This is a genomic window from Eubacterium ruminantium, from assembly GCF_900167085.1.
In the GTDB taxonomy this organism is placed as follows: Bacteria; Bacillota; Clostridia; order Lachnospirales; family Lachnospiraceae; genus Eubacterium_Q; species Eubacterium_Q ruminantium.
The window spans coordinates 1-23133 of the sequence record NZ_FUXA01000016.1 but is presented as its reverse complement, the minus strand read 5'-3'; the positions used below and the strand labels follow the sequence as shown (position 1 = coordinate 23133).

Here is a 23133-nt window from a genome sequence, read left to right as displayed (position 1 = left end):
ATATGCCGATCTTATAAGAATGATAATTATAAGAACAAAAAGATAAAAAGCTTTTTGGATAACACAAATGGAACGTGGTTCTATAATTTTCGATGAATCTGCATTTCTCTCCGAAGAAATGATAAATGTATACTCAGCGTTTGCTATTGTAAATAAGAGTTTTAAAACGGGCAAAGATGCAAGTGGTAAGTCTATTGATCCTATAAGACAACGTACATTTGCAACCAATATTCCCAATCAAAAGTTTCTCATTAGTTCAGCGTCTTCTACTGATACAAAATATTACTCTCTTTATAGAGATTGGTCTAAGCGTCAGATTATGGGAGATCCTGATTATTGTGTATTACATATTGATTGTGAGGTTGCGTTCAAGCCGACTATACATGGCAAAGTCATTGCACCACTACTCTCTCGTTCTACCGTTGAATCGGAGATGAGGACAAACCCTGAAAAGGCGAGACGTGAATACTATTGCCAATTTACAACTGAAGCTGGTACAGATGCAATTATTAAGCGTGGTGTAATTACACGTAATGAAGAAACTCGTAAACCGGTTCATTGCAATGAAACTGGTGATAAAAAATATGGATTATTTTATGATCCGGCTAGACAGATGGATAACTCTTTTATTCTTGTTATGGAGTTTTATGACGTTGTTCAAAAAGATGGAACAATAGATAAACGAGCTAAGATTGTTAACGGCGTCAATCTTCTTGATGTTGGCAAAAAGATAAAATCTCCAATGAGAACCCCCGACCAAGTTGATTATTTAAAACAAATGATACTTGACTATAATGCTGGTGCCGATGGGTATGGAAACATAGTTGGTGTCTGGATTGATGCGGGTTCGGGTGGCGGCGGAGTTAATATTGCTGACTATCTTATGGCTGACTGGGAAACTGCCGATGGCATAGTACATAGGGGACTTATAGATAAAGAGTTTTCTGCAGATTATGTTAGCAGATTTCCTAACGCTGTGGACAAAGTCCATCTTATGAGTCCGGCTAAGTATAAATCTCAAATGTACGAGGCGCTAATTGAAATGCTTACACAAGACAAAATTAGCTTTACGGCAACCTATGACAATAGAGATTATTTAACTGTATTTGATATAGATCAAGAGAATTTAATCAAAGAAAAAGAAAAGATAATAGAAAGACTTAAAAAAAATAAAAATTTAAACGAAAAACAATTTGAAGAAAAAGTTCAAGAGGAATTGAATAAGGTTCAATCCGTTAATACTAAAACTATTAAATTAGATTGGAAAGACAAAATAGCCTTAGCCAATATCGACGCTTTAAAAGAGGAAGTTATCAATATGGTAAGAAAGAAAAGAGAATCGGGCAAAGATTCTTTTGAACTTACTCCTGAAAAAGCACGTACTCTTCATGACGACAGAAGCTATACTTTAGCTCTTGGTTCGTGGGCTTTAATGGAAGAACGTCGAAAACTTTTGCTTCAAAAACCGAAACAAAATAAAAATGATTTACTTGATAAACTTACCGCTACTATTCATGGTGGCATAGGATTAAATAAATAATGAAAGGAGACGCGTAATGGCGCAGAAAAAAGAAATTGACGCAAAGAGCGTCTCAAAAGAAAAAGTAGCTACTGTAAAAAATAATGTCGGGAAACCTAATCAATCGGTAGCCGCAATTCGAGAGCAACATAAATTCGAACAAGAACGACAAATAAAAATGTATGCAAATGCTAAAGAAGACAAAGTTATGCGTACTATACGAGATATAGCTCAAAATGCAACTGTTCCATCTATTACAACAATCAATAGGGATATGATACGTGGATATCTGACGGGAAATATATATGCTAACTCAAAAAATTTAATTAACGCTAGTAGATATCTTTTTTATAGGTCGCCTATATACAATAAGATGATTTATACAATAGCCGGAATGTATTGTTTGGATGCAAGAATGTTGACTCCGGATTATTCATTTGTCAAAGGAATGGATATTAATCAAGCGTTAAAACAATATGATGATACGCTTAACTTTTTGGATATAATAAATCTTCAAAACAATATGAATCCAGTATTGGTCAATACGTGGATTGATGACGTATCATTTAATTTATTTTTTAAGGATGATGAAGGGTCAACATTTTGGAAGATAGATCCAAACGAAGCAATAATTGACAGTATATATATGTATAAAGGTGGATGGTGTTATGGATTTGCAATAGACATGTCAAAGTGGCGATCCGCACAAAAACAGGCGTTAAAAGAATGGCTTGGAGAACCTTTGGTATCCATGTGGAAAGAATATGAATCTACTGGTATAAAATATATTCATGTTCCAGCTGAATATAGTATGGTATTAAAATTTCATACAGATATGATGGACGCTATTATACCACCATTACTTCATAATTTTATACCATTAGCAAATCTAAATGATCTTTCTGACACACAAGCGTCGGCAGATCAACTTAGTTTTTATCGTATGATTTATCTTCCACTTCCAACTATGTCAGGAGCAAAGAATCCGGATGAATTTGAAATAACACCTGATTTAGCAATTGATTATTTTAAGATAGCAACAGATAATGCTATACCGTCAGGAGTATCAAGTGCAGTTATTCCGGGTAAAGAATTAAAAACGATAGATTTTTCGGATAATGTTTCTGATGATGTAAATCGTGTTGAAAATTCACAACAACAAATTCTTGGATCGTCTGGTGGAATAGGTGCATTACTTAATGGTAATAAATTGGTTAATAACTCAGCTCTTATAAAAGCTGCTCTTAAATCTGAATCTGCTTATGTATTAAATAGTATACTTCCACAAATTGAAACATGGGCTAATTTACAACTATATCTTAATGTTGGTAAACCATGTAAAGTTAATTTGTTGCCAGTTACTATCCATACCAAAGAAGATTATCAGAAGGCTTTACTTGAAGCTAATCAATATAGTTATTCATATAGGTTGGCATATGGAACACTTATGGATATTTCAGAACGCGAAACAATGGCTCAGCTTATGTTTGAGACTCAAGTGCTTAAATTGCAAGATTTGATGCAGTATCCTCTCCAGAGTTCATACACTACAAGTAATGATGGGGCTACGGAAAGTGGTGCTCCAGAAAAAGATGTGGCAGAACTAACTCCTGAAGGAGAAAGATCTCGAAATAAATAAGTTATAGGAGTCGGCAACCTCAACCGACAGTAACGAGGTAAGCGAAGTTACCGTAATGCGTAATAACTCTACTGGTGGAAAATCTCGTCCACCTTAAAAACTAATACCGAGAAGCTTTAGTAGTCATTTAGCGTGGCGGCGAAATGTGAGGAAAAATAATGAAGTGGGTAACTCCCACAACAAAGAAAATTCCAAGGATGGTGCGATAGGTGTTCCACGACCTATGCTATAACGGTGGATTATGAACGAAAATCCTTTGGTTTTCAGCGGTAGCGATGCCAGCATTAATACCGTTCTTTTACTCACCTATCCTTTGTGTAGGATGAGCTGAGATTTTGTCACGAAAAATATATGTTATTCGTGACATTTTCGTTAACCGAACGCCCTAAGGTAGCCCTCTGTCGGGGACGAGTCTAGACGAATCCTATATGGGCTATTAGGTTATAAATCAAACAGACTTCACCACGCCTCTGATTCAAGCGTACCACGGTGAGGCATATAGGCGGAGCAGACTGTTAAAGGTTTGCTCCGTATTTATTTTTTAGAAAGGAGGAATATGGGAAAGTGAAAAGAATCTTATATCTCTCTGATTTATATAATTTCTATGTAACTCAGAATAAGAATGTAAAGTTTAGTTCTAAAGATAACGATACTACTATTGTAGTTCATATAGACGAACCTCTTACTTATGATAAGGATGTTGATAATGATTTATTAATGTATACACCTATTCGATTGTGTCATACTTTGAGTAACAGAAATAAATCATACATATCTGATAAAGCTATGAAAGAAGCTATTCCAACGGCATATAATATGCCAATTTTAAGTTATATATATAAGGATGACAACGACGAATTTCAATTTGCGGGACACGAATTCTTTGTTAATGCAGATAATGAAATAGAATATGAAGAGCAACCGACCGGCGTTATACCTGAATCAGCTGGGCTTAAATTGGTTAAGTATGATAATGATGACAAATCGTATCTTGAAGGTGTCGGCATAATATGGCGAACATATAGCAAAGCTGCTGATATTATTGAAAGAGAAAAAGAACTTAGTGTTTCAGTTGAGTTGGTTGTTGATGAGCTTTCTTTTAATAGCAAAACTAAGGAATTAGTAATCGACAAATTTAGATTTTCCGGCGTGACTATCCTTGGTAAAGATAGGGAAACCGGAGCAGAAATTCAACCCGGTATGGAAAATTCAAAGATATCCATAGTTGATTTTAGCGAAGTAAATAATAGCTTATTTTCGCAGAATGACAAAGTTATTAAGTTACTGTCTGAATTAAATGAAAAATTAGACGGTCTTAATATAGATCAAAACTTACGAAAGGAGGAAGACATGAAGGATAATTTCGAAGAAAAAACCGAAGAGGAAATCAAAGACTCTCCTTCTGCGGAAGTTTTTGATGGAGAAGAGAATCCTGAAGAGACGGATTATTACGAGGAAGAAGGTGGCGGAGATAATGATGACCCGCCAGCAGACGACCCGACAGACCCACCTGCAGACGACCCGACAGATCCACCTGCTGACGATCCGACAGATCCACCTGCTGACGACGACGATGATAACGATGATTCATCGGGAATTCCGCTTGGTCAGCGTGATGACGACGACACCGCTGGCGATTCTAAGAAGAAATATTCTGTTTCTATAACTCGTGATGATAAGACTCAGACATTCTCAGTTAGTCTTCAGGATAAGATTGAAGCTTTGTATACTCTTGTTAATGATACATATTCTGAACAAGATGGTGTTTGGTATGATATAGATGTTTATGATGATGATAAGTATATAATCATGCATGCTTGGTGGAGTAATAATGCTTACAAACAGAGTTATAAAGTAAAGAAGGATATATACTCACTTGTTGGTGACAGAGTGCCGGTTAAGGCGGTATGGTGTACTGAGGACGAACAAAAAGCTCTTGAAAATATGAGAGCTAACTACTCTGCTATCGAGGAAAAACTTGCAAAGTACGAGTCCGAACCAGCAAAGAAGGAAATTCTTCAATCAGAGGATTGGAAGAATATTCGAGAAACTGAAGAGTTTGCCGAGTTATCAAAGCGAGAGAATTACTTTGATCTCTCTACGGATGAGCTAACTGATAAGCTTGACAAAATGTTGCTTGAGTATTCAAAACACAACGAACTTAAGTTTAGTGCTAATGAACCTAAGAAGGCGGTTAGTGTAAAACTATTTGGTGATCCATCAAAGAAAAAAACTACTAGCAAGGGTAGATATGGTGGAATTTTTAATAAGTAAAATTTAATATGGTGAAACAGTTAGTTTCGTAAAGAGTATTACAGACGTTTTGTTTAACTCTACCTCCTAATTAGTATTGCAATATTTATTAATTTATTGTATAATAAAGTAGGAAATTAAAATACTTTGTTACATTTTAACGATGTGATGTTTCAAAAAGTAGAGAGATATTTTTTTCTTTCTACTTTTTGTCGTATTAGGGAGGTGGGTGCAATAAGTAGGCGATTAACTCAAGAGGAATTTGAAAAAAAGTTTTATATGAAATATAGTGCAGGATTTAAAGTTGTTGGTTGTTACAAAAACGCTCAAACGCCTGTTGATGTTCAATGCACTAAATGTGGTTATATTATTAGTCATACTCCAAATCATTATGATAAAGGAACAAGTAAGTGTCCTGTATGTAATATTAACGGAGATACACATAAAACCATTTTAGGTGTTAATGATATGTGGAGTACGCATCCATATGTTGCACAATGGTTAGGAGACCCTAATGACGGTTATATATATAGGATTAATACATTAAAGGAATTAGATTTTGTATGCCCAAATTGTCATAAACATAGAAATATCAGACCCAATGGTTTAAAAAATGGTTTTGTGTGTTGTTACTGTTCTAACGGTATAAAATATCCAAATAAATTTATGGCAAATGTTTTAAAATCATGTAATGTTGCTTTTCGTACAGAATTTCATTTTAAAGATTCAAATTATAAATATGATTTTTATTTTAATTATAATAATCGTAATTATCTTATTGAAATGGATGGAGGATATGGACATGGTAATGTAGATACTCCGAATGCCACTATGGATGAACAGATTTTAATAGATAAAGCTAAAGATGAATTGGCATATAAGAATAATTATATATTAATAAGGATTGATTGTAATTATGATAGAATTGAAAATAGATATGATTATATATCTAATAATATATCAAAATCAATTTTAGGCAATTTATTTATATTGACTGAAAGTATATTTAAAGAAGCCAATACTATAGCTCAACAAAATGATTTATTGAAATTTGTAAATAGTTGGAATAATGGAGTAAAATCTTATGATGAATTTTTTAAAGTATTGAATGTAAATCATCGCAGCACTGTTAGGAGTTATGCTAAGAGAGCTATCGAATTACAATTATTAAATATTTCATATGACGATTTTTTAAAACAAATAAGATTGGCTTCAAATAATAAGTTGGCTCAATCTAAAGGATTTCCGGTTCTTTGTGAGCAAACAAATGAAGTTTTTTATAGTATATCTGAAGCCGAAAGAAAAATGGGAGTTTCTTCTTTGCGTAGTTATTTTCATAATAATAATACATATTGTGGAAAACTATCAGATGGTACAAAACTCACATGGAGGATAATTAACAAAGAAGAATACCAGAAATATATTAGTAATATAAATCAAGACCTCAAATGAGGTCTTATTTTTTTGTGAAAAAGAAAGGAGAAATAAATCATGGCAATTGATTTTTCAAAGAACGCAACTCACGTAGTTGCTTTCCCATCAAAGGTAGCAAGTGCTATGGGTCAATATGGACATGTTATTAATTTTGTTATGAATGCCAACGTTGACAATTCTGTGCTTGGTACTAAGGGAACTTATGTATCATTCGATCAGTATAATCGTGTAGAAGTTGCTGATAACAAAGTTGAAGGTGTTATCAGAGAAATTAACAATTCAGAGGGTGGAAACTATGTAGAGTTTACAAAGCTCGATGGACAGATCTTCTTTGTTTATAACACACCAAAGAGTCCTTATCCAGAAGTAGAACTCAGAGATGAAGCTCTCTTCTACAACGCATCTGGCGATGTAACACAGGGAATGGAACTTCATTTAGGTGATCTTGTATCTCTAAGTGATGCAGCTTTCACAGGTACACCAGCAGTAGGTAAGACAGTTAAGTACAGTGCTGGAAAGTACGTTGTACAGTAATTTGAGGAAAGGAGGAAATTAAATTATGGCTAAGAATTTTAATGAGCATACAATGGCTGTATTTTCAGCTATGAATACAGATTATGAAGCTATTTCAAATCTTATGACAGATGTAGCACTTGGTCGTGAGATTTATGATGCTGAAACAGATAGAAAGATTACAAAGCAAGAAGCTAATGCAAGAATCCTCGACTTTTCTCGTCAGGTACTTGGAATTACAGATATCCATGATACAAAGGCTGTTCGTAGAGCAATTAGAGATAATGCTCGTCAGTGGTTTGATATCGTAGAGGATACAATTAATATTGTTATTGATACAAACTTCAAGGAGTCAGATTTCTTCAACGCACTCGTTGATAGAAAGCAGATTGCTTTTGGTGATAGACAGGATTTCGTTATTGAGGATGACGATGCACTCTTCTCAATCGCTAAAGCCGGAACATCACATCACGATCATATTTTACAGAGACTTAAGGGTAGACAGACAATTTCTATTCCTACAGAACTCTATGTAGTTAAAATTGGTGCTGACATCAATCGTTATGTCCTTGGTGACGTAGATTGGTCTAAGTGGGTAGCAAATATTGGACGTTCATTCGTTGCAATGATTCAGGAAGAGACATACGCAGAGCTTATTCAGGCTGTAACTTCACTTCCGGGAAGATTCAAGGGTACTGGTACACTCGATGCTACAACAAAGGCATCATTTGATGATATTGTTCAGGCTGTTTCAGCTGCAAACAATGGCGCAAATGTAGTTATCATGGGTGCAAAGGCTGCACTTTCAAAGATTAGTGGTCTTGCAGACGTTAACTGGGCTGCAAAGGATCAGAGAGATAACGTTATGAATACTGGTAACATCGGTATTTATGAGGGAACAACTCTCCTTGAGATTCCTAATAGATTCAAGGATAAGACATATAGTCAGTATGTATTCGACACAGATAAGCTTTATATTATTCCAGTAATTGGTGATGAAGGAAAGTTTATTAAGATGGTTGACGAAGGCGATACTGAAATTTTCGAAGTACTCGAGAGAAACGAGAAGTATGTATCTGACCTTCAGACATATGAAGTACAGAGAAGACTTGGTTTCGGACTGTACATTGGACGTATGTTCGGTTATTGGGATATCTAATAAACAAACTGTAAGGAGAGGCTCTGTCCTCTCCTATTTTATGAATAAAAGGAGAAAGAATTATGCCAAGAAAAGTTATGCCTAAAAAGGTTGTAAATACAGATGAATCTGTTGTTGAGACAGAAGTAAAGAATGAAGAGGTAAAGCAGATGGATACTAAGCCTGCAAAGAGAGAGTTTGATCCAAACGATGGTATTCCATGTCGTTCAGTAACATATGGCAAGTTGTTTATTAATGGTACAAAGACAGGAATGACATATATGTTTTCGGATTATGATGATGAGTCGGATATTGAGTATAGAGATTTAGTTGCTCTTATTCGTTCAAAGGATAAGGCTATATATAAGCCAAGGATAATTGTTATGGATGAAGATTTTATTAACGAATATCCTACTCTCAAGAAATTCTATGACGAGCATTTTGCCGTAAAGAATCTTAAGGAAATACTTGATATGCCAGAGTCTCAAATGAAAGAAGCTATTAGTAAACTTCCAAAGGGTGCTATTGATACTTTAAAGTCAATGGCGGTTAATCAGATTACGACAGGTGAAATAGATAGTATCAGAAAGATAAAGGCTCTTGATGAAGCCTTTGGTACTGACCTTAGTCTGTTAAATGAACTTCTGTCAAATTAACATATGGGAGGTGTGAACATGACCTCTTCCTATAATGATATATATTCACGCTTCTTAAATAAGATTCGTGATTACGAATTTGCGGGACTTCCAGAACCTACCGCTACAAAGCAGATGCTTGAATGGCTTCAGTCTGCTATTAGCGTCCCGTATATATATAGAATATTTAATACATTTTCGGCGGATGATGAAATTGCCGAAATGGAATATACTCTTACGGAATCTGTAAATGAATATTCAGATAAGAATTTTGTGGAAGAATTATTGGCATATCAGATGATGGTGTGTTGGTTGGAGCCTAAGGTTTATACAACTTCTCTTGTAAATCAAATGGTAACCAATAATAAGGAAAGTCGATTTTTTGCTCAAGCTAATCACTTAGATCAGCTTAGGAATTTGCTTTCTGATTCTAAAAACAAAGTTCGTTCTCTGCTTAGAGATAGGGGTTATATATATAACTCTTATTTGGGTAACAGATAATGATTAGTCATAAATACGGGGAATTTGCTGATATGCAAATTTCCGACATAGTTAATATTATTCGTAAGAGAATATTCTTTTTGCTAGTAGTTGCAGAAAAACCAAACGAATTTCCGAACGTAAATCTAGCAGTTGCTCATACAACACTTATGTGGGGGATTTCTGGACTCAACGAATTATTGGGGTGTCCCACAGAATTAGTAATGGTATTGAGCCTTTTAGAAGAAGCCTTAAATAATTTACAAACCGACTTTAATTTTTCAAAATATCGCAAATTAATTTTGGATGCCGGTGCTGAAGTAATGAAAATAACACCTTCTAAAAAGAACGGAGGTGTTGTATGAATTTTAATGAATACAAAACAAAACTTGGTGTGGGTAGAGTGCATACGGATGGACAGCGTCATAGATATGAGGCTAGAAATATAATTGAGGAAACTTGGTATAGCGATCCTACTCACACTGTTGGTTGGTTCTATGATGCTGAACATGATGATCAGCCGAACGAGAATACTGATCTTCGTCCGGAAGGATCAGGAACAAAGATTCCAATTGAAATAAAATTCATGGTTAATTCCTATAGAACACTAAATAAAGATGAGGTAGATAACAGAATCATGTTTAAGCCTAGTTATAAGTGCAATATTCCTTATTATAAGGATAAATATGAAATACCTACAAACAGTGTTTTTCCAACAGGGTTATTTGTGGATTTAAAAAACAAAGATGGTATATATAATAGATGGTTAGTGGTTTCTACTGCTAGTGCAAATAATAGTGAATTCCCTACATGGTCGGTATTACCATGTGGTCATAAATTTCAATGGGTAGACGGTGGTAAGAAAAAAGAAATGTGGGGAGTAGAAAGAAGTCAAAGTTCATACACGTCAGGAGTGTGGCATGATCATGTATTCGAAAGTACAGATAATATAACAAAATGTATATTACCGTACAATGAAACTACAAAGACTCTCTTCTACAATAAAAGAATAATTATAAGTGTGGATTTACCAGAACCTCTTGCATGGAGAGTTTCTAAGGTTGAGCCATTTGCTAATAGGGGAAATATTCTCTATACATTTAAAGAAGATAATTATGATCAACATCATGATGTGATTGAACGTGATGATAGTGGGAGAATTATTGGTATGTGGGCAGACCTTATTAATGAATCCAATCTTCCATCTTATATACCGGCGGAAATAGATCCAACGCTTTCCGGTAATTATGCCGAGATTACATATGCCGGTGCAGAACCGCATATTAAAGTTAAAGGTAGTTATAAAGCAGTAACCATTGCTTATTACAATTCCAATGAACTTATTAATGATCAAACTCCGGGTGAATGGTCATACTATATAGATGATACTGACGCTTCAGAGTTGGTTAAGGTAATTGAAGGAAATTCTTCAAATACTATTAAAATAAAATTCTTAGGAGATGAAGAATATATAGGCAAAGTACTGACAGTTAAAAATAATCGAGATGGTTTGGTGGCAGAATTGCCACTTCAAATAGTCTCATTATAAAGGAGGCGTGTTATGAAGAAATGGAATAAAGAAGATTCAAAACGCCTCGCAAGTCTTAAATACGTTACAGACAATGATAATATTAGGATTAAGGAAATTATAAAACAGAAGTTGCTTGAAAACGATGATATTATTCACGTTTTGAATAATAAAAAACTTCAGAGTGAAGAAGCCGAAAACGATGAGTATTTCGGTGTAAATATTCGTCCATATTACATAATTCCCGAAACACAAACGGATGTTCAGAATTATATTTGTTTTACTGTTGGGTATGAAAATGTGGAACGAAATTTTACAAATTCTTCTCGTATGTATAATGACCTTCAAAAACATTTACATGTAGTATTTGTAATTTTGTGTGAACAGAAAAATATTAAAGATGAAGATACGGGAATTGCAAGACACGATCTGTTGGCTGCTCTTATTCAAGACCAATTTAATTATAGCAATTTCTTTGGACGAACCATACAACTTATTTCAGATAATGAATCTGTTGTGGATGCAAAGTATTTGTGTCGAACTTTAATATTTAGTCAGGTAACTGATAATAATGTTACTAAAACCCAATATGGTAAACCTACAAGAATAGCAAATAAGGAAATAACTTATTAATGGCAAAGCAACAGTTAAACGTTGGGGCAATAAAAAAAATCAAATCTCGAAATCCTATAATTGAGTTTGATAAACTATCTTTGTTTTTTGGAGACCCCTACGTTATTGATTTGGAGGGTGTGGATGGGAATATTGTTCTTACCCAACCCAAAATAGGCGATATCGTTAGATTGGGCGAAAAAAGATATTATTCAACATTAAGTTTGTTCACATCAAATACTACAAGTTTCAGATTACAACTTTGGGAGCAAAATATAGATTGGAATGAAATTTCCGATTTTCAACTTTTCATAATGTTAATTCGAGGTGCGGATAAAGAGGTTTATCAAACGTTCCTTCCTAATATAGATCTTGAAAAGTTTGGGGCTTTTGAAAAAGTTGCAAAGGATGGAACTAAAACTCCTATATTAAGGGATATGGAAAATGAAGTTGAAATAAACGAGGAAGTTTATTTTCATTTGTCTCAGTATTTAAGAAATGTATTTAATATTTTTCCGGAGGAAAAAATGACGAGTGATAAAATTATGAAGAAATGGTATATTCGCAAAGACCAAAATGAACTTCGTAATAGAGAGAATAAAAAAAAGAGTGGTTCTGAAGAAGATTCAGGATTACTTCCTATCATATCTGGTTGTTGCAATCACCCCGGATTCAAATACAAGTCGTCTGAACTTAGAGAATTAGGTGTATATCAATTTTTTGATAGCGTGAAAAGACTTCAAATATACGAGTCAACCAATGCTCTTAGTCACGGTTTATATTCCGGCTTTATGGATTCGTCCAAAATAAAACCGGAAGATTACAATTTTATGAAACCTATTTAACATAAGCAATCTTAAATGATTGCTTTTATTTTTTTTGTAAAGGAGAAAAGAATTATGGCATTTATTTTAGGAAACCATACAATAGATGAGATTCTTGAAGCCGTTGCAACTTCATTTGATGAGTCAGAAATCTATTACACAGTAGATCAGCTTTCAAACGCAAGTATCGCAATTACTTCGGATCCAAGAGAAATCACAGATAAGAAGGGAAATATCGTTAGACGTATCTATACTTCAAAGAACGGTGAGTTCAATGCAACTAACGCATTTCTCCATCCAGCTATTATGAACGCAGCTTCAGGTTCAACAATCGAGAAGGCAACTTCTACAAAGAAGATCGATATGCCAAAGATTATTATCGTTGCACCGGGTGCAGAAATCGAAGATACAACAGCAGACCTTGACACAGTTAAGGTTATTGGTATTTATGGTAATGGTGCAAACTCTGAGCCACTTACAAAGAGTACTTCTGCTGCTTCTTTTGATGATGGTACATTTAAGGTTGCCGGAGATACTATTACTCTTCCTTCTACAGGCACAACAGCCGGAGTTGATTATCCAGTTAATTACCTTGTAATGTATACAAGAGAAGTTGAAAGTGGTATTAAACTTACAAATACTGCTGATAAATTCCCAAGTGCTTGTAGACTTACACTCTACGTTTCTTATGTAGATCCTTGTAAGGAAGAGCTTAGACCTGCGTATGTTGTTATCCCTAACTTCATGGCAGATCCATCTGTTACAATTAACCTTTCTAGCGAAAATCAGGAAATGGATTTCAACGGAACACTTCAGGTAGATTATTGTTCAGGAACAAAAGTTCTTTACTATATCTTCTACCCAGATGAAAATATTGTTGAAACAGTTGTAACAGAAGCTGACGATACACCCTAGTATCAACCTCGGCAGGGCTGAGGATAATGTTTCCGTAGGAGAAACTCTTACTCTTGTAGCAACAACTGTGCCTGCAAATTCTGTGGTTACTTGGACATCTAGCGATGATGAAGTAGCTACTATTGTGGATGGTGTTGTTACTGGTGTCTCTGCGGGTACTGCTACAATAACAGCTAAGATTACTGTGGACGGCGTAGATTATACTGACACATGTAATATTATTGTAACTGAATAATTTTATGGGGAGGGGATATACCTCTCCCTTTTTTGCCCAAATAGTTTAACGGTAGAACGGGTGATTTGTAATCTCCAAACGTTGGTTCAATTCCGACTTTGGGCTTGTAAAATTCGTTAAAAATGAAAGGAAGTGATTAATTGTCAAGTAAAAGAAAATGTTGTGTTTGCGGAAATTCATATGAGTATTGTGGACATTGCGACAAACAGGCATCAAATAATACATGGAAGTTAAATTATTGTTCGGAAAACTGTCGAGAAATATTTCGAATATGTAGTAAATTTGAAGGAAAATTAATATCAATAGAAGAAGCTAAGGAAGGTTTAAGCAAATTATATATTGGCAAGGATATTCAGAAGTCGGTTGCTGATACTGTTCGAAAAATAATGGAGTATAAATCTTCTGTTGTTGAAACAGTAGAGGAATCTATAGAACAACCCATAGAAGAAATAAAACCTAAAAGATCCAGACGAAGACGTAATAAATCAATAGAATAGTGATTATAGGAGGAAAAGGAAAATGTTTCAATCGTCAAATATAGATTTTGAAGATAATATAATTATTGTCAATCCGAAACAGGCGGCGTTTTATTGGGAAGCGAAAGGAATTAAACCGGTACATATATTCCCATCTCGAGATATAAATACTAATGATCCGATTATTGTATTCGTATTTAAGAGAAGCGCTACAAAGGAAGCTTGGAGAGAATGGCAAGACAGGCGGTGATTTATGGAAGTATATTTAGACAATGCTGCCAGCACAAAAGTAGACAAAAGAGTTTTGGCGAAATTTAATAATATTGCTGAAACATTATATGGTAATCCAAGTTCAGAACATATGGCGGGTATTTTAGCTCGTGAAGAAATAGAAAAGGCTAAAAATATTATTGGAAAAAAAATTAATTGTAAGTCCGAAGAAGTATTCTTCACTAACGGAGCAACCATGTCTAACAATGTATTGATTCAAGGTATGTTGCGAAATCAACCTGAAACTGTATTTATAACATCGGTTGTTGAACATAACGACATTATAAGATTATATGATTGGCTTCCTTATGCAAAACAATTAATTAATGTAAATAAAAATGGAATAATAGATATTTCTGAATTATCTCGTCATATTTCAAAATGTTCTCGATTAAATATTCCTTGTTTAGTGAGTATACAAATGGCTAATTCTGAAACAGGAATTATACAACCCATAAAGCTTATCTCGAAAATAGTTCATGAATATAACAAAGGATATTTACATGTAGATGCAACTCAGTTTATACCTTATTATCCTATCGATGTGCAGGATTTTCGAATAGATGCAATGTCAATGTCGGGACAAAAAATAAATGGACTAAAAGGAACGGGATTGTTATATATAAGAAATTCCATACAAAATAAAATAACTCCAATAATATTTGGAGAACAAGGATTAATTGGCGGTACTCCGTCAACTCCGCTCATAGCAAGTTTGGGAGAAGCGTTTAATATAATAGAATACAACTCTTCCACTCTTGAAAATAAAAGAGATTCTCTATTGTATTTTATACGTGACATTGGCGGAAAAGTAATAGGTAAGATTGGAAAAAATAGACTTCCAAATAATATATTTTGCAGGTTTCCGGGAATTAAAGGATTAGATTTAGTTAATCTTTTAAATGATGTGAATATATATATAGGAACCGGATCTGCATGTTCTACGGATTCTGACGAACCAAGTCATGTCGCTTTGGCTTATGGTTTATCTTCCGAAGAAGCATTGGAATGTGTAAGGTTTACAATATGTGAAGAAACCACAGAACAAGAAATTGAATATACAAAAAGAATGCTTAAGAGCATTATTAGCTTATTAAAATAGGAGGAATTATTATGGATATTAATGTTATACTCTCAGAATATTGCGTTCCCATTATTGTGGCAGTTTGCTACTGTATTGGTTATGCAATTAAAAAGGCTTCATTCATAAATGACAAATATATTCCCCTGATCATGATTTTCTTGGGAGGAATTTCGGGAATTCTTTTAAAAGGATTCTCGTATCAAGCTTGTGCTTTAGGAATTGTTTCTGGTGCTGCGTCTACCGGAATAAATCAAATTTACAAGCAATTATTTAAAGACAAGGATGTAACGAATGACTCTAAATAGTATTTGGAAGATAATCGCAGAAAATCCGAAAATATCAACAATTATTTTAATTACATTATTATCATTGGTGGAGGTATCAAAAATTAAGATTAATCCGTGGACAGCTATAGGAAAAATATTTGGGAAATTTTTGGGTATTACTGCTCTTTCAAATAAATTAGACGCGCTTGAAAAAAAGGTAGACGAGAATCAAGCAACAACAATACGGGTGCGTATTTTACATTTTGAGGATGAACTTCAGCTTGGGAAACAGCCAAGTAAAGACTCTTGGGATCAGGTGTTGGATGATATTCAGAGATATGAAGAATATACCCAGAGTCACCCAAAATTTAAAAATAATATTACAAGTGCAAGTACGGCACATATAAAGAAAGAATATTTTGAATTATTAGAACGTCGTGCATGGACTACTAAATTGAGTAAGGAATGATTAAATGGTTTATAGGAACTATAAACAACGTATAGCTATAGAAAATAATTATAAAAAAAAATTATTAAAAATAGATTCTACTTTGGATGATGATAGTGGAATCTATTTTTTTATCAGAGAGGATTCAAATGGTTTTAAATATGCTTATGTAGGGCAAGCCAAACATATTCTCTCTCGTTTAGTCCAACATTTTACGGGGTATCAGCATATCGATTTATCGCTTCGGAAATATGGAATGTATAGTGACGAAAATCCTGAGGGGTGGAAAATAAATTATTTAAAATTTCCAGAATCCGAATTGGATAATAAAGAACAGTTTTTTATAAAACAATATGCCGATAATGGATATCAGTTACGTAATAAAACAAGTGGTGGACAGGGAATTGGAAAGAATCAAATAGACGAATATCGTCCTACAAAAGGTTATAGAGATGGACTTGTTCAAGGTCGAAAAAATGCTAGTAGAGAAATAGCAAATCTATTTAATAAGCATTTAAATTACTCTAAAAAAAGTGATAAACCAAATAAAAACCAAGAAAAGGCTATTGTTAAATTTGAAGAATTTTTAAATTACTATAAGGATAATTCATAATAACAATTTGGGAGGTGTGTTTCGTGTATTCTTGGGAAATAGATATGTATATAAGAGAAAAAAATTATGTATTAACTCCTAAAGAGGGTTCGGAAATAATGAATATGCGAGAAAATCCTCAGATAGTCAGAATTAAATATATGGACTCAGATGGGAGTTATTCAGTTGAAACAAATGATGGATATTATTTCATGTTTCAAGTCAAGGAATAAAAAGAAAGGATTAGTGATTATTAATGAAAGTAAAGGATATTTTAAATTATAATAAGTTATTTAAAAACATTATAAATGACAAAGATGTAGATGTAACGGCACTTGTAAAATTTAAATTACTTACTATGTGTAAACAGTTTGAATCGGTGGTTAATAATTTTGAAACAATCCGAGAGGAAAAAGTTCGACAGTATTCTACTCCAAATGGTGGTGGCATAATTGGAATTCTAAATCCAGTTAAAGATGATTATAAGAATGATGAGGAATTCAAAGCTGCTCAGAAAGTTTACGAAGAAAAACTTAAAGGTTTTACTGATGATATAACTGAAATATTAGAGTCAGATGTAAGTGTTAATATGACTAAATTTACACCAGAAGAAGTTATGAACGCCGGTCTTTCGGCTGATGATCTTTTAGTTATGTATGAATTAATTCAGGAGGTTTAAATATGGGAATAACTGTCGAAAATTTCATAAAAGTATATAAGGCAAACTTAAAAGCTAAAGATAAAACATTTGAAGATTTTATAAAGAAACATATTACTGTTCAGTATGTAAAACTCTCAGAAAAAGATGCGTGGTGCGATTCTATTATCTCTTCCACTTGTTATACTACAGTCGGAGATAAAAAGATTGTTAAAATGAATACTGTTGCCAGACATATATGTTTTACGATGACAATTATAAATTTATATACAGACATTGACATTGTTTTTGAAGGTACAAAGTTTTTGGAACAGTATGATGAGTTAAATGAAATTGGAGCAATTGAAGTTCTTATTGGAGCAATTCCGGAAACAGAACTTGAAGAATTTAACATTCTTTTAAATATGAAACTCAATGATCTTAGAGATAATGAATATTCTATTACTGCTCTACTTTATAATCTGAAAAATAGTTTAGATATATCAGAGGAAATTATAGAATCTGCCATTAAAGAGATTCTTGAAGATAATAAAAACTGATAAAAAGGGGGTATTGAGTATGGCTTGGAAAAGATATAATTCTAATCCGACTTATCAATCTCGTGGCGATTGTGTTATTCGCGCTATTTCGAAAGTTCTTAATTTTTCATGGGATCAAACATATATAGAATTATGTATACAAGGTTTTCTCATGAAAGAGTGGGGAAATTCCAATAATGTTTGGGATGCTTATTTGCGAGGAAAAGGATTTACTAGAAAAGTCATACCCAATACTTGTCCTGATTGTTATACAATTAAAGATTTTTGTTTTGATAATCCGGATGGAGAGTTTATTTTGGCGACAGGTAGCCATGTTGTCGCCGTAATTAATGGAGATTATTATGACTCATGGGATTCTGGGAGGGAAGTTCCTATTTATTACTATGAGCGTATAATATATTAATATGAAAGGAGGTATGCGTAATGGCATACTATTCAACACCTTATAATTACAATTTTGGATACTCGCAACCAATAATGCCAATGTATCCTCAGCAACAGTTAATTGAACAAACACAGATGTTACCGACACAAATGTCGGGAACATTACAAAACTACAATGTTCAAAATGGACAAACAAATTCGATAGACTCATATATGGTATGGGTACAAGGAAAAGCCGGGGCACAATCATATCCCGTAGCTCGTGGAACTACTCTTCCACTATTTGATACTGAGGGTGATTTTGTGTATATCAAATCGGTAGATAATAATGGAGTACCACTTCCATTAGTTACTAAAATTCTTAGCGATCCAAAAGAAGAACCGGTAGAAATCCCAAAGACAGATATGAGTGAATATGTAACTAAAGAAAGATACGATGAGTTGCATAAAAAATACACTGAATTGGAAACTCGAATACTAGATCTTGAGACAAAACCTTCTCTAAATTTTACTGGTAACACTTTTAACAATACTAGAAAGGAGAAGGATATAAATGAAAAGAAGTTCACTATTTAATTCATTTGGGAATCAATCTTCATCTAATAATGGTGTAGCAAATTTGTTAAAGGAATTTCAAAATTTCAAACAAAATTTTCAAGGAAATCCTGAACAGCAAGTAAAGCAAATGTTGCAGTCAGGACAGATGACTCAAGAACAATTCAATAAACTCTCACAACTTGCCACCTATTATCAAAAGTTTTTAGGTGGTTTTTAATTTGTTCAATATGACTTAGTGTCATTTGAAAATAAATCCCTTACGTAAGGTTGACGGACGCGTCAATTATTTTATTTATGAAAGGAGAAAAATTATGGCTATTAGTGATGGAAATTTATCAGCTGCAGATATTGCAGCAGTTACAGGTGGAAATGGTTTTGGATTTGGAAATGACGGTGGAGCCTTTTGGCTCCTTGTTTTATTTCTGTTTGCTTTTAATGGGGGTTGGGGAAACGGCTTCGGCGGTGGAAACAACGGAGTTCCTTATATGGTAAACGATGTTCAGCGTGGGTTTGACCAGAGTGCAGTTATGAGTGGTATTGCCGGAATTCAGGCGTCAATTAGTAATGGATTTTCGAATTCCGAAATCTCACAGTGTAATCAGACGGCAAATCTTACAGGACAGCTTTCTGCTCTCGCACTTAACCAAGCCACTAACGCTTGTAACACAAATGCAAATATAGCGGATCTTAAATACACAGTGGCTACTGAAGCATGTGCAGATAGATCTGCGGTTACAGACGCTCTTCAAAGCGTAACAAATACAATTAATATTGGTATTCAGTCTCTTAAGGATCAGCTTAATGCACAGACTCTCGAGCAGAAGAATGAAGAAATAGCAAATCTTAGAACTCAGATTAATCTTTCAAACCTTGCTGCTTCTCAGAATGCGCAGACGGCTGCACTTGTAGCTGACAATAATGCTCAGACACAGTATTTAATCAACAAAATTGTTCCTACACCAGTTCCTGCATATTTTCTTCCTAATTTCTATGGAAATTATGGATCGGGCTATGGCTATGGATATGGTGCCAATGGTTTTGTAGGTTAATTAAATCTCCTATTTGGTAACATTTTAGAAATAATAATTTTCAATTTAAATTATAAATTGATTTTGATACCGGTCGCTTCACTTTCGTTCTGAAGGTGGGGCGACTTATTTAGATTGGAGGATAAAACTATGTCAGAGTATAGATTTATTAATGAGCAAACAGTAGCTCCCGGAGCTTCTGTTATATTTTCAAACGATGGTTTTCCGTGTGGAAACGGAAGTATTATTCATCAAGACGAATCTAGTGTGTTTATAGCTAGAGGTGTTGTTAAGAATCCATATGCAGCAATAGGTAGACTTCAGGTTGATTTTGGCGCAAATGTGGCGATACCTACCGGTGGTACTGTTGAAGAAATAACTTTAGCGGTGTCTGTAGGTGGTGCGGTAGAGCCAGCGTCTACAATCAGAATTACTCCTACTGCTGTTAATGTATATGAGAATGTTTCTCGAAGCATAGAAGTACCTATATATCGTGGGGTTCCGCAATATATTTCAATTACTAATACATCGTCGCAACCAATTATATTAACCAATTCAATTATAGATTTGGTTAGAGTGGCGTAAGAAAGGGGGAACACTATGGATACATTAGATAAAATCTATGACAAAATGTATTGTGAATTAGAGGAGATTTCAAACAAAGAAAAATTAGATAGTAAGGACGTTGAACTTGTAGATAAATTTGTAGATATTATCAAAGATATTAACGAAATAGATTCTATGGATGATATGGGTGGATTTTCGCAAGGAAACGGAAGAAGTTATGGTAATGGAGCTTCCTATGGTCGCAATCGTTTTGGGAGAACAATGGGTATGTACGGACGTGGATCTTACGGACGTAGTATGACCGGAGGATATTCTCGGGATGAAAGTAAAAATACAATGATTAATCATCTTCAAGAAGTAGCTGATATGGCGATGGACGAAAAAGATAGAAAAGCCGTTATGCGACTTATTGAACAGATGGAAATGAGATAAACAATTAAATAATAAGTGATTATAGCCCTTGCGTGATTTAGTCACTCGAGGGCTTTTTTTAAATATGTCACCAAGAGCATATTTTTACAAGGTATTAAAAAATATGTTGTTTGTAGCATATTTACCATAGCATAACTGAACAGGTTATGTATTTCATTATGGAGGAAATTATTATGATTATAAATGATTTAATAAGAGATTTAATGATAGAACATGAAAAAACTATCAGTGATGTAGTTAATATTACTGGTTGTAATATTGAAAGAGTTGAAGATATTGTTTTACGCGACTTATCTCCCACTCCTAATGAGGCACAACTTATATTTGAAATGTTTGGAGTAAGCTTATCGGAGGTAATAAGTTATTAAAGATTTCTGAAAGGAGAAATTTATGAGTGATAATAATATTATTGATATAGAAATATTTAAAAAATCTTATAAAACTGCGCTTGAAAAAACTGCTCAAAAAATAGGAAAAGAAATTGAAAAAGCTTATGAGTCACAAATAACAAGATTTTATAATGATTATACTCCTATTCTATATGAGAGAACTAATTCAACGTGGTGGGCTTCTAGCGGATATAGAAATTATGAATCATGGAGTACATATTTGGGTGACTTGCAGTATCAAGCAGGAATAAATATAGATCCAGCAAATATACAATCTAATAGGGGAGATCCATATCGCGCAGATACGGATTGGGTATTTAATAGAACGTGGCATTTGGGTATTCATGGTATAAATAAAAATAATCGAAGGTTTAAAAGAAAGAAAAGGAGAAATGGAACTGAGTATGAAGTCAGTTGGAATTATAGAAGATTTCCTACAAATACGCGTCCTTCTCCAGAGAAAGAATTTAAAAGCATGTTTAGTAAAATAAAAACACACAAACATATTGATGATATTTTTAGTAAATATTGGATTGCAGAAATAAATAAATTATAATAGTTACTATTCGAAACCGTATATATTGTTATTTATTTCTATCAATGGTATATATACATTGCGGAGGTAAATATTGTATGGGAACATATATTGTTGGTGATATACACGGTTGTTTTGAAGATTTTTTACAAATGTTAAATGTAATAAATTATAATAATAATGATGAAATTATATGCGTTGGAGATTATATTGATCGTGGAAGTCAGAATTATGAAATGTTAAGATGGATTGAAGATTATCCCTATAATATTTTGTTAATTAGAGGAAATCATGAGGATGAATTTATTGCAAATATAGAGATATTAGATAGTTTTGCAAATGAGTTGAACATTGATAAAACTGATATTTATAGTACAAAACTATTATATCAAACAATTGTTACAATTCCACAAATAAAAAACGCATATTTTGATTATTATAATACTATTTTTGATTTAATACATAACAATCTCACAAATCTTTACCAGTTAAAATGTTGGTCAGATATTATGAGGAAAATGCCTTATATATATAAAAAGCAGATTAATGGCATCAAGCATATTATTACACATGCGGGTTGTGATGTTAGTAGTATTGATTGTTATATATATTCAAGAAAAGCGACATTTGTAAATAATAGCATAATTATAGCAGGACATACTCCGACAATTTTAAAAGATTCATTTTCATTTAATAATGGATATATCTATAAGAAATATAATGGTAAATTAAACAGTACTTATATAAATATTGATTGTGGATGTGTGTATAAAAAAACATATGTTAATGCTAGATTAGCATGTTTAAGATTGGAAGATATGAAAGAATTTTATGTCTAACCGTATTTTTGAAGAAGCCTAACGGCTTCTTTTTTTTATAGATTAAGCGAGAACACTCACCACTTTAGTAGTGAGATGAATCGCCATAATAATATGTGATAAGCGAGGTGAAAAATGTGGAAAAGGCTTACAAATATAGAATATATCCAAATAAAAAACAGAAAGAAATAATAACTAAAACATTTGGATGTTGTCGTTTTGTATACAATAAGTATCTTGCTAAAAGAATCGAGATGTATGAGCAAAGTAAAATAACTTTCTCATATGTTCAATGTGCAAACGATATGAAACAACTTAAAACAGAACTAGAGTGGCTTAAAGAAGTTGATTCCACAGCACTTCA

General features: G+C 33.5%; 33 protein-coding genes and 1 tRNA gene. All 34 read left to right on the top strand.

What is annotated here, in order from left to right; all coding sequences use genetic code 11:
• The first annotated feature begins 67 nt into the window (after nucleotides 1–67).
• Nucleotides 68–1540 carry a hypothetical protein gene (locus tag B5D25_RS11125; protein ID WP_078788041.1) on the top strand — a complete coding sequence of 491 codons (1473 nt, stop codon included), beginning with the start codon at nucleotides 68–70 and terminating at the stop codon, nucleotides 1538–1540.
• Between the two features lie 16 nt (nucleotides 1541–1556).
• Nucleotides 1557–3158 carry a hypothetical protein gene (locus B5D25_RS11120; RefSeq protein WP_078788040.1) on the top strand — a complete coding sequence of 534 codons (1602 nt, stop codon included), beginning with the start codon at nucleotides 1557–1559 and terminating at the stop codon, nucleotides 3156–3158.
• 564 nt (nucleotides 3159–3722) lie between these two features.
• Entirely contained in the window at nucleotides 3723–5432 is a 1710-nt protein-coding gene (locus B5D25_RS11115) for a hypothetical protein (RefSeq protein ID WP_078788039.1), read from the top strand.
• 126 nt (nucleotides 5433–5558) lie between these two features.
• Nucleotides 5559–6863, top strand: coding sequence for a hypothetical protein (locus tag B5D25_RS11110; RefSeq protein WP_143000676.1), 1305 nt, complete (start codon nucleotides 5559–5561; stop codon nucleotides 6861–6863).
• A 39-nt stretch (nucleotides 6864–6902) separates the two neighbouring features.
• The gene (locus tag B5D25_RS11105) at nucleotides 6903–7379 is read left to right on the top strand and encodes a hypothetical protein (RefSeq protein ID WP_078788037.1); all 477 of its coding nucleotides are present in this window, start codon (nucleotides 6903–6905) and stop codon (nucleotides 7377–7379) included.
• Between the two features lie 25 nt (nucleotides 7380–7404).
• The gene (locus tag B5D25_RS11100) at nucleotides 7405–8517 is read left to right on the top strand and encodes a hypothetical protein (protein WP_078788036.1); all 1113 of its coding nucleotides are present in this window, start codon (nucleotides 7405–7407) and stop codon (nucleotides 8515–8517) included.
• A gap of 62 nt (nucleotides 8518–8579) precedes the next feature.
• Nucleotides 8580–9152, top strand: coding sequence for a hypothetical protein (locus B5D25_RS11095; RefSeq protein ID WP_078788035.1), 573 nt, complete (start codon nucleotides 8580–8582; stop codon nucleotides 9150–9152).
• Nucleotides 9153–9170: 18 nt separating this feature from the next.
• The gene (locus B5D25_RS11090) at nucleotides 9171–9632 is read left to right on the top strand and encodes a hypothetical protein (protein ID WP_078788034.1); all 462 of its coding nucleotides are present in this window, start codon (nucleotides 9171–9173) and stop codon (nucleotides 9630–9632) included.
• The gene (locus B5D25_RS11085; RefSeq protein WP_078788033.1) at nucleotides 9632–9976 is read left to right on the top strand and encodes a hypothetical protein; all 345 of its coding nucleotides are present in this window, start codon (nucleotides 9632–9634) and stop codon (nucleotides 9974–9976) included. Before B5D25_RS11090 ends, B5D25_RS11085 begins: the two co-directional genes overlap by 1 nt.
• On the top strand, nucleotides 9973–11160 hold the full coding sequence (locus B5D25_RS11080) for a hypothetical protein (RefSeq protein ID WP_078788032.1): 1188 nt from the start codon (nucleotides 9973–9975) through the stop codon (nucleotides 11158–11160). Before B5D25_RS11085 ends, B5D25_RS11080 begins: the two co-directional genes overlap by 4 nt.
• Before the next feature lie 12 nt (nucleotides 11161–11172).
• On the top strand, nucleotides 11173–11772 hold the full coding sequence (locus B5D25_RS11075) for a hypothetical protein (protein WP_078788031.1): 600 nt from the start codon (nucleotides 11173–11175) through the stop codon (nucleotides 11770–11772).
• Nucleotides 11772–12596 carry a hypothetical protein gene (locus tag B5D25_RS11070; protein ID WP_078788030.1) on the top strand — a complete coding sequence of 275 codons (825 nt, stop codon included), beginning with the start codon at nucleotides 11772–11774 and terminating at the stop codon, nucleotides 12594–12596. Before B5D25_RS11075 ends, B5D25_RS11070 begins: the two co-directional genes overlap by 1 nt.
• 54 nt (nucleotides 12597–12650) lie before the next feature.
• Nucleotides 12651–13490 carry a hypothetical protein gene (locus B5D25_RS11065; RefSeq protein WP_078788029.1) on the top strand — a complete coding sequence of 280 codons (840 nt, stop codon included), beginning with the start codon at nucleotides 12651–12653 and terminating at the stop codon, nucleotides 13488–13490.
• On the top strand, nucleotides 13474–13725 hold the full coding sequence (locus B5D25_RS13300; protein WP_078788028.1) for an Ig-like domain-containing protein: 252 nt from the start codon (nucleotides 13474–13476) through the stop codon (nucleotides 13723–13725). The genes B5D25_RS11065 and B5D25_RS13300 overlap by 17 nt, the downstream gene beginning before the upstream one ends.
• A gap of 34 nt (nucleotides 13726–13759) precedes the next feature.
• Nucleotides 13760–13830 (top strand) — tRNA-Thr (locus B5D25_RS11055).
• A 35-nt stretch (nucleotides 13831–13865) separates the two neighbouring features.
• Nucleotides 13866–14222: a hypothetical protein gene (locus B5D25_RS11050; RefSeq protein ID WP_078788027.1), complete on the top strand. Its 357-nt coding sequence runs from the start codon at nucleotides 13866–13868 to the stop codon at nucleotides 14220–14222.
• A gap of 22 nt (nucleotides 14223–14244) precedes the next feature.
• Nucleotides 14245–14451, top strand: coding sequence for a hypothetical protein (locus B5D25_RS11045; RefSeq protein ID WP_078788026.1), 207 nt, complete (start codon nucleotides 14245–14247; stop codon nucleotides 14449–14451).
• 3 nt (nucleotides 14452–14454) lie between these two features.
• Nucleotides 14455–15573: a cysteine desulfurase family protein gene (locus tag B5D25_RS11040; protein WP_078788025.1), complete on the top strand. Its 1119-nt coding sequence runs from the start codon at nucleotides 14455–14457 to the stop codon at nucleotides 15571–15573.
• An 11-nt stretch (nucleotides 15574–15584) separates the two neighbouring features.
• Entirely contained in the window at nucleotides 15585–15860 is a 276-nt protein-coding gene (locus B5D25_RS11035) for a phage holin family protein (protein WP_078788024.1), read from the top strand.
• Nucleotides 15847–16290 (top strand): hypothetical protein, encoded by a 444-nt coding sequence (locus tag B5D25_RS11030; RefSeq protein ID WP_078788023.1) that lies wholly within the window; start codon nucleotides 15847–15849, stop codon nucleotides 16288–16290. The genes B5D25_RS11035 and B5D25_RS11030 overlap by 14 nt, the downstream gene beginning before the upstream one ends.
• A 4-nt stretch (nucleotides 16291–16294) precedes the next feature.
• Nucleotides 16295–16882, top strand: coding sequence for a GIY-YIG nuclease family protein (locus B5D25_RS11025; protein WP_078788022.1), 588 nt, complete (start codon nucleotides 16295–16297; stop codon nucleotides 16880–16882).
• Between the two features lie 23 nt (nucleotides 16883–16905).
• Nucleotides 16906–17094, top strand: a complete 189-nt coding sequence (locus B5D25_RS11020; protein ID WP_078788021.1) for a hypothetical protein — start codon at nucleotides 16906–16908, stop codon at nucleotides 17092–17094.
• Nucleotides 17095–17117: 23 nt separating this feature from the next.
• On the top strand, nucleotides 17118–17540 hold the full coding sequence (locus B5D25_RS11015) for a hypothetical protein (RefSeq protein ID WP_078788020.1): 423 nt from the start codon (nucleotides 17118–17120) through the stop codon (nucleotides 17538–17540).
• Nucleotides 17541–17542: 2 nt separating this feature from the next.
• Nucleotides 17543–18058, top strand: coding sequence for a hypothetical protein (locus tag B5D25_RS11010; protein ID WP_078788019.1), 516 nt, complete (start codon nucleotides 17543–17545; stop codon nucleotides 18056–18058).
• A 19-nt stretch (nucleotides 18059–18077) separates the two neighbouring features.
• Nucleotides 18078–18461 (top strand): hypothetical protein, encoded by a 384-nt coding sequence (locus B5D25_RS11005; protein WP_078788018.1) that lies wholly within the window; start codon nucleotides 18078–18080, stop codon nucleotides 18459–18461.
• A gap of 20 nt (nucleotides 18462–18481) precedes the next feature.
• Nucleotides 18482–19018: a hypothetical protein gene (locus B5D25_RS11000; RefSeq protein WP_078788017.1), complete on the top strand. Its 537-nt coding sequence runs from the start codon at nucleotides 18482–18484 to the stop codon at nucleotides 19016–19018.
• Nucleotides 18996–19217 carry a hypothetical protein gene (locus tag B5D25_RS10995; protein ID WP_078788016.1) on the top strand — a complete coding sequence of 74 codons (222 nt, stop codon included), beginning with the start codon at nucleotides 18996–18998 and terminating at the stop codon, nucleotides 19215–19217. Before B5D25_RS11000 ends, B5D25_RS10995 begins: the two co-directional genes overlap by 23 nt.
• 94 nt (nucleotides 19218–19311) lie before the next feature.
• Nucleotides 19312–20049, top strand: coding sequence for a hypothetical protein (locus B5D25_RS10990; protein WP_078788015.1), 738 nt, complete (start codon nucleotides 19312–19314; stop codon nucleotides 20047–20049).
• Between the two features lie 129 nt (nucleotides 20050–20178).
• A complete protein-coding gene (locus B5D25_RS10985) occupies nucleotides 20179–20613 on the top strand; it encodes a hypothetical protein (RefSeq protein ID WP_078788014.1) in 435 nt (144 codons plus the stop codon).
• 15 nt (nucleotides 20614–20628) lie between these two features.
• Nucleotides 20629–21027, top strand: coding sequence for a hypothetical protein (locus B5D25_RS10980; protein ID WP_078788013.1), 399 nt, complete (start codon nucleotides 20629–20631; stop codon nucleotides 21025–21027).
• 173 nt (nucleotides 21028–21200) lie between these two features.
• Complete coding sequence (locus B5D25_RS10975) at nucleotides 21201–21395, top strand: hypothetical protein (protein WP_078788012.1); 195 nt, start codon at nucleotides 21201–21203, stop codon at nucleotides 21393–21395.
• 22 nt (nucleotides 21396–21417) lie between these two features.
• Entirely contained in the window at nucleotides 21418–21972 is a 555-nt protein-coding gene (locus tag B5D25_RS10970) for a hypothetical protein (RefSeq protein WP_078788011.1), read from the top strand.
• A 77-nt stretch (nucleotides 21973–22049) separates the two neighbouring features.
• The gene (locus B5D25_RS10965; RefSeq protein ID WP_159444161.1) at nucleotides 22050–22790 is read left to right on the top strand and encodes a metallophosphoesterase; all 741 of its coding nucleotides are present in this window, start codon (nucleotides 22050–22052) and stop codon (nucleotides 22788–22790) included.
• 116 nt (nucleotides 22791–22906) lie between these two features.
• The coding region (locus B5D25_RS10960; protein ID WP_159444160.1) for a helix-turn-helix domain-containing protein at nucleotides 22907–23133 on the top strand (227 nt) is incomplete at its 3' end.

What these genes read in the sequence shown, in the direction of transcription:
- B5D25_RS11040 (WP_078788025.1), top strand. Translation starts at nt 14,455, where the DNA reads ATGGAAGTATATTTAGACAATGCTGCCAGCACAAAAGTAGACAAAAGA.
- B5D25_RS10975 (WP_078788012.1), top strand. Translation starts at nt 21,201, where the DNA reads ATGATTATAAATGATTTAATAAGAGATTTAATGATAGAACATGAAAAA.
- B5D25_RS11005 (WP_078788018.1), top strand. Translation starts at nt 18,078, where the DNA reads ATGGCTTGGAAAAGATATAATTCTAATCCGACTTATCAATCTCGTGGC.
- B5D25_RS11080 (WP_078788032.1), top strand. Translation starts at nt 9,973, where the DNA reads ATGAATTTTAATGAATACAAAACAAAACTTGGTGTGGGTAGAGTGCAT.
- B5D25_RS10970 (WP_078788011.1), top strand. Translation starts at nt 21,418, where the DNA reads ATGAGTGATAATAATATTATTGATATAGAAATATTTAAAAAATCTTAT.
- B5D25_RS11025 (WP_078788022.1), top strand. Translation starts at nt 16,295, where the DNA reads ATGGTTTATAGGAACTATAAACAACGTATAGCTATAGAAAATAATTAT.
- B5D25_RS11045 (WP_078788026.1), top strand. Translation starts at nt 14,245, where the DNA reads ATGTTTCAATCGTCAAATATAGATTTTGAAGATAATATAATTATTGTC.
- B5D25_RS11090 (WP_078788034.1), top strand. Translation starts at nt 9,171, where the DNA reads ATGACCTCTTCCTATAATGATATATATTCACGCTTCTTAAATAAGATT.
- B5D25_RS10965 (WP_159444161.1), top strand. Translation starts at nt 22,050, where the DNA reads ATGGGAACATATATTGTTGGTGATATACACGGTTGTTTTGAAGATTTT.
- B5D25_RS11035 (WP_078788024.1), top strand. Translation starts at nt 15,585, where the DNA reads ATGGATATTAATGTTATACTCTCAGAATATTGCGTTCCCATTATTGTG.
- B5D25_RS11070 (WP_078788030.1), top strand. Translation starts at nt 11,772, where the DNA reads ATGGCAAAGCAACAGTTAAACGTTGGGGCAATAAAAAAAATCAAATCT.
- B5D25_RS11095 (WP_078788035.1), top strand. Translation starts at nt 8,580, where the DNA reads ATGCCAAGAAAAGTTATGCCTAAAAAGGTTGTAAATACAGATGAATCT.
- B5D25_RS11100 (WP_078788036.1), top strand. Translation starts at nt 7,405, where the DNA reads ATGGCTAAGAATTTTAATGAGCATACAATGGCTGTATTTTCAGCTATG.
- B5D25_RS11085 (WP_078788033.1), top strand. Translation starts at nt 9,632, where the DNA reads ATGATTAGTCATAAATACGGGGAATTTGCTGATATGCAAATTTCCGAC.
- B5D25_RS11000 (WP_078788017.1), top strand. Translation starts at nt 18,482, where the DNA reads ATGGCATACTATTCAACACCTTATAATTACAATTTTGGATACTCGCAA.
- B5D25_RS11010 (WP_078788019.1), top strand. Translation starts at nt 17,543, where the DNA reads ATGGGAATAACTGTCGAAAATTTCATAAAAGTATATAAGGCAAACTTA.
- B5D25_RS10985 (WP_078788014.1), top strand. Translation starts at nt 20,179, where the DNA reads ATGTCAGAGTATAGATTTATTAATGAGCAAACAGTAGCTCCCGGAGCT.
- B5D25_RS10990 (WP_078788015.1), top strand. Translation starts at nt 19,312, where the DNA reads ATGGCTATTAGTGATGGAAATTTATCAGCTGCAGATATTGCAGCAGTT.
- B5D25_RS10995 (WP_078788016.1), top strand. Translation starts at nt 18,996, where the DNA reads ATGAAAAGAAGTTCACTATTTAATTCATTTGGGAATCAATCTTCATCT.
- B5D25_RS11105 (WP_078788037.1), top strand. Translation starts at nt 6,903, where the DNA reads ATGGCAATTGATTTTTCAAAGAACGCAACTCACGTAGTTGCTTTCCCA.
- B5D25_RS11075 (WP_078788031.1), top strand. Translation starts at nt 11,173, where the DNA reads ATGAAGAAATGGAATAAAGAAGATTCAAAACGCCTCGCAAGTCTTAAA.
- B5D25_RS11120 (WP_078788040.1), top strand. Translation starts at nt 1,557, where the DNA reads ATGGCGCAGAAAAAAGAAATTGACGCAAAGAGCGTCTCAAAAGAAAAA.
- B5D25_RS10980 (WP_078788013.1), top strand. Translation starts at nt 20,629, where the DNA reads ATGGATACATTAGATAAAATCTATGACAAAATGTATTGTGAATTAGAG.
- B5D25_RS11030 (WP_078788023.1), top strand. Translation starts at nt 15,847, where the DNA reads ATGACTCTAAATAGTATTTGGAAGATAATCGCAGAAAATCCGAAAATA.
- B5D25_RS11015 (WP_078788020.1), top strand. Translation starts at nt 17,118, where the DNA reads ATGAAAGTAAAGGATATTTTAAATTATAATAAGTTATTTAAAAACATT.
- B5D25_RS11065 (WP_078788029.1), top strand. Translation starts at nt 12,651, where the DNA reads ATGGCATTTATTTTAGGAAACCATACAATAGATGAGATTCTTGAAGCC.
- B5D25_RS11125 (WP_078788041.1), top strand. Translation starts at nt 68, where the DNA reads ATGGAACGTGGTTCTATAATTTTCGATGAATCTGCATTTCTCTCCGAA.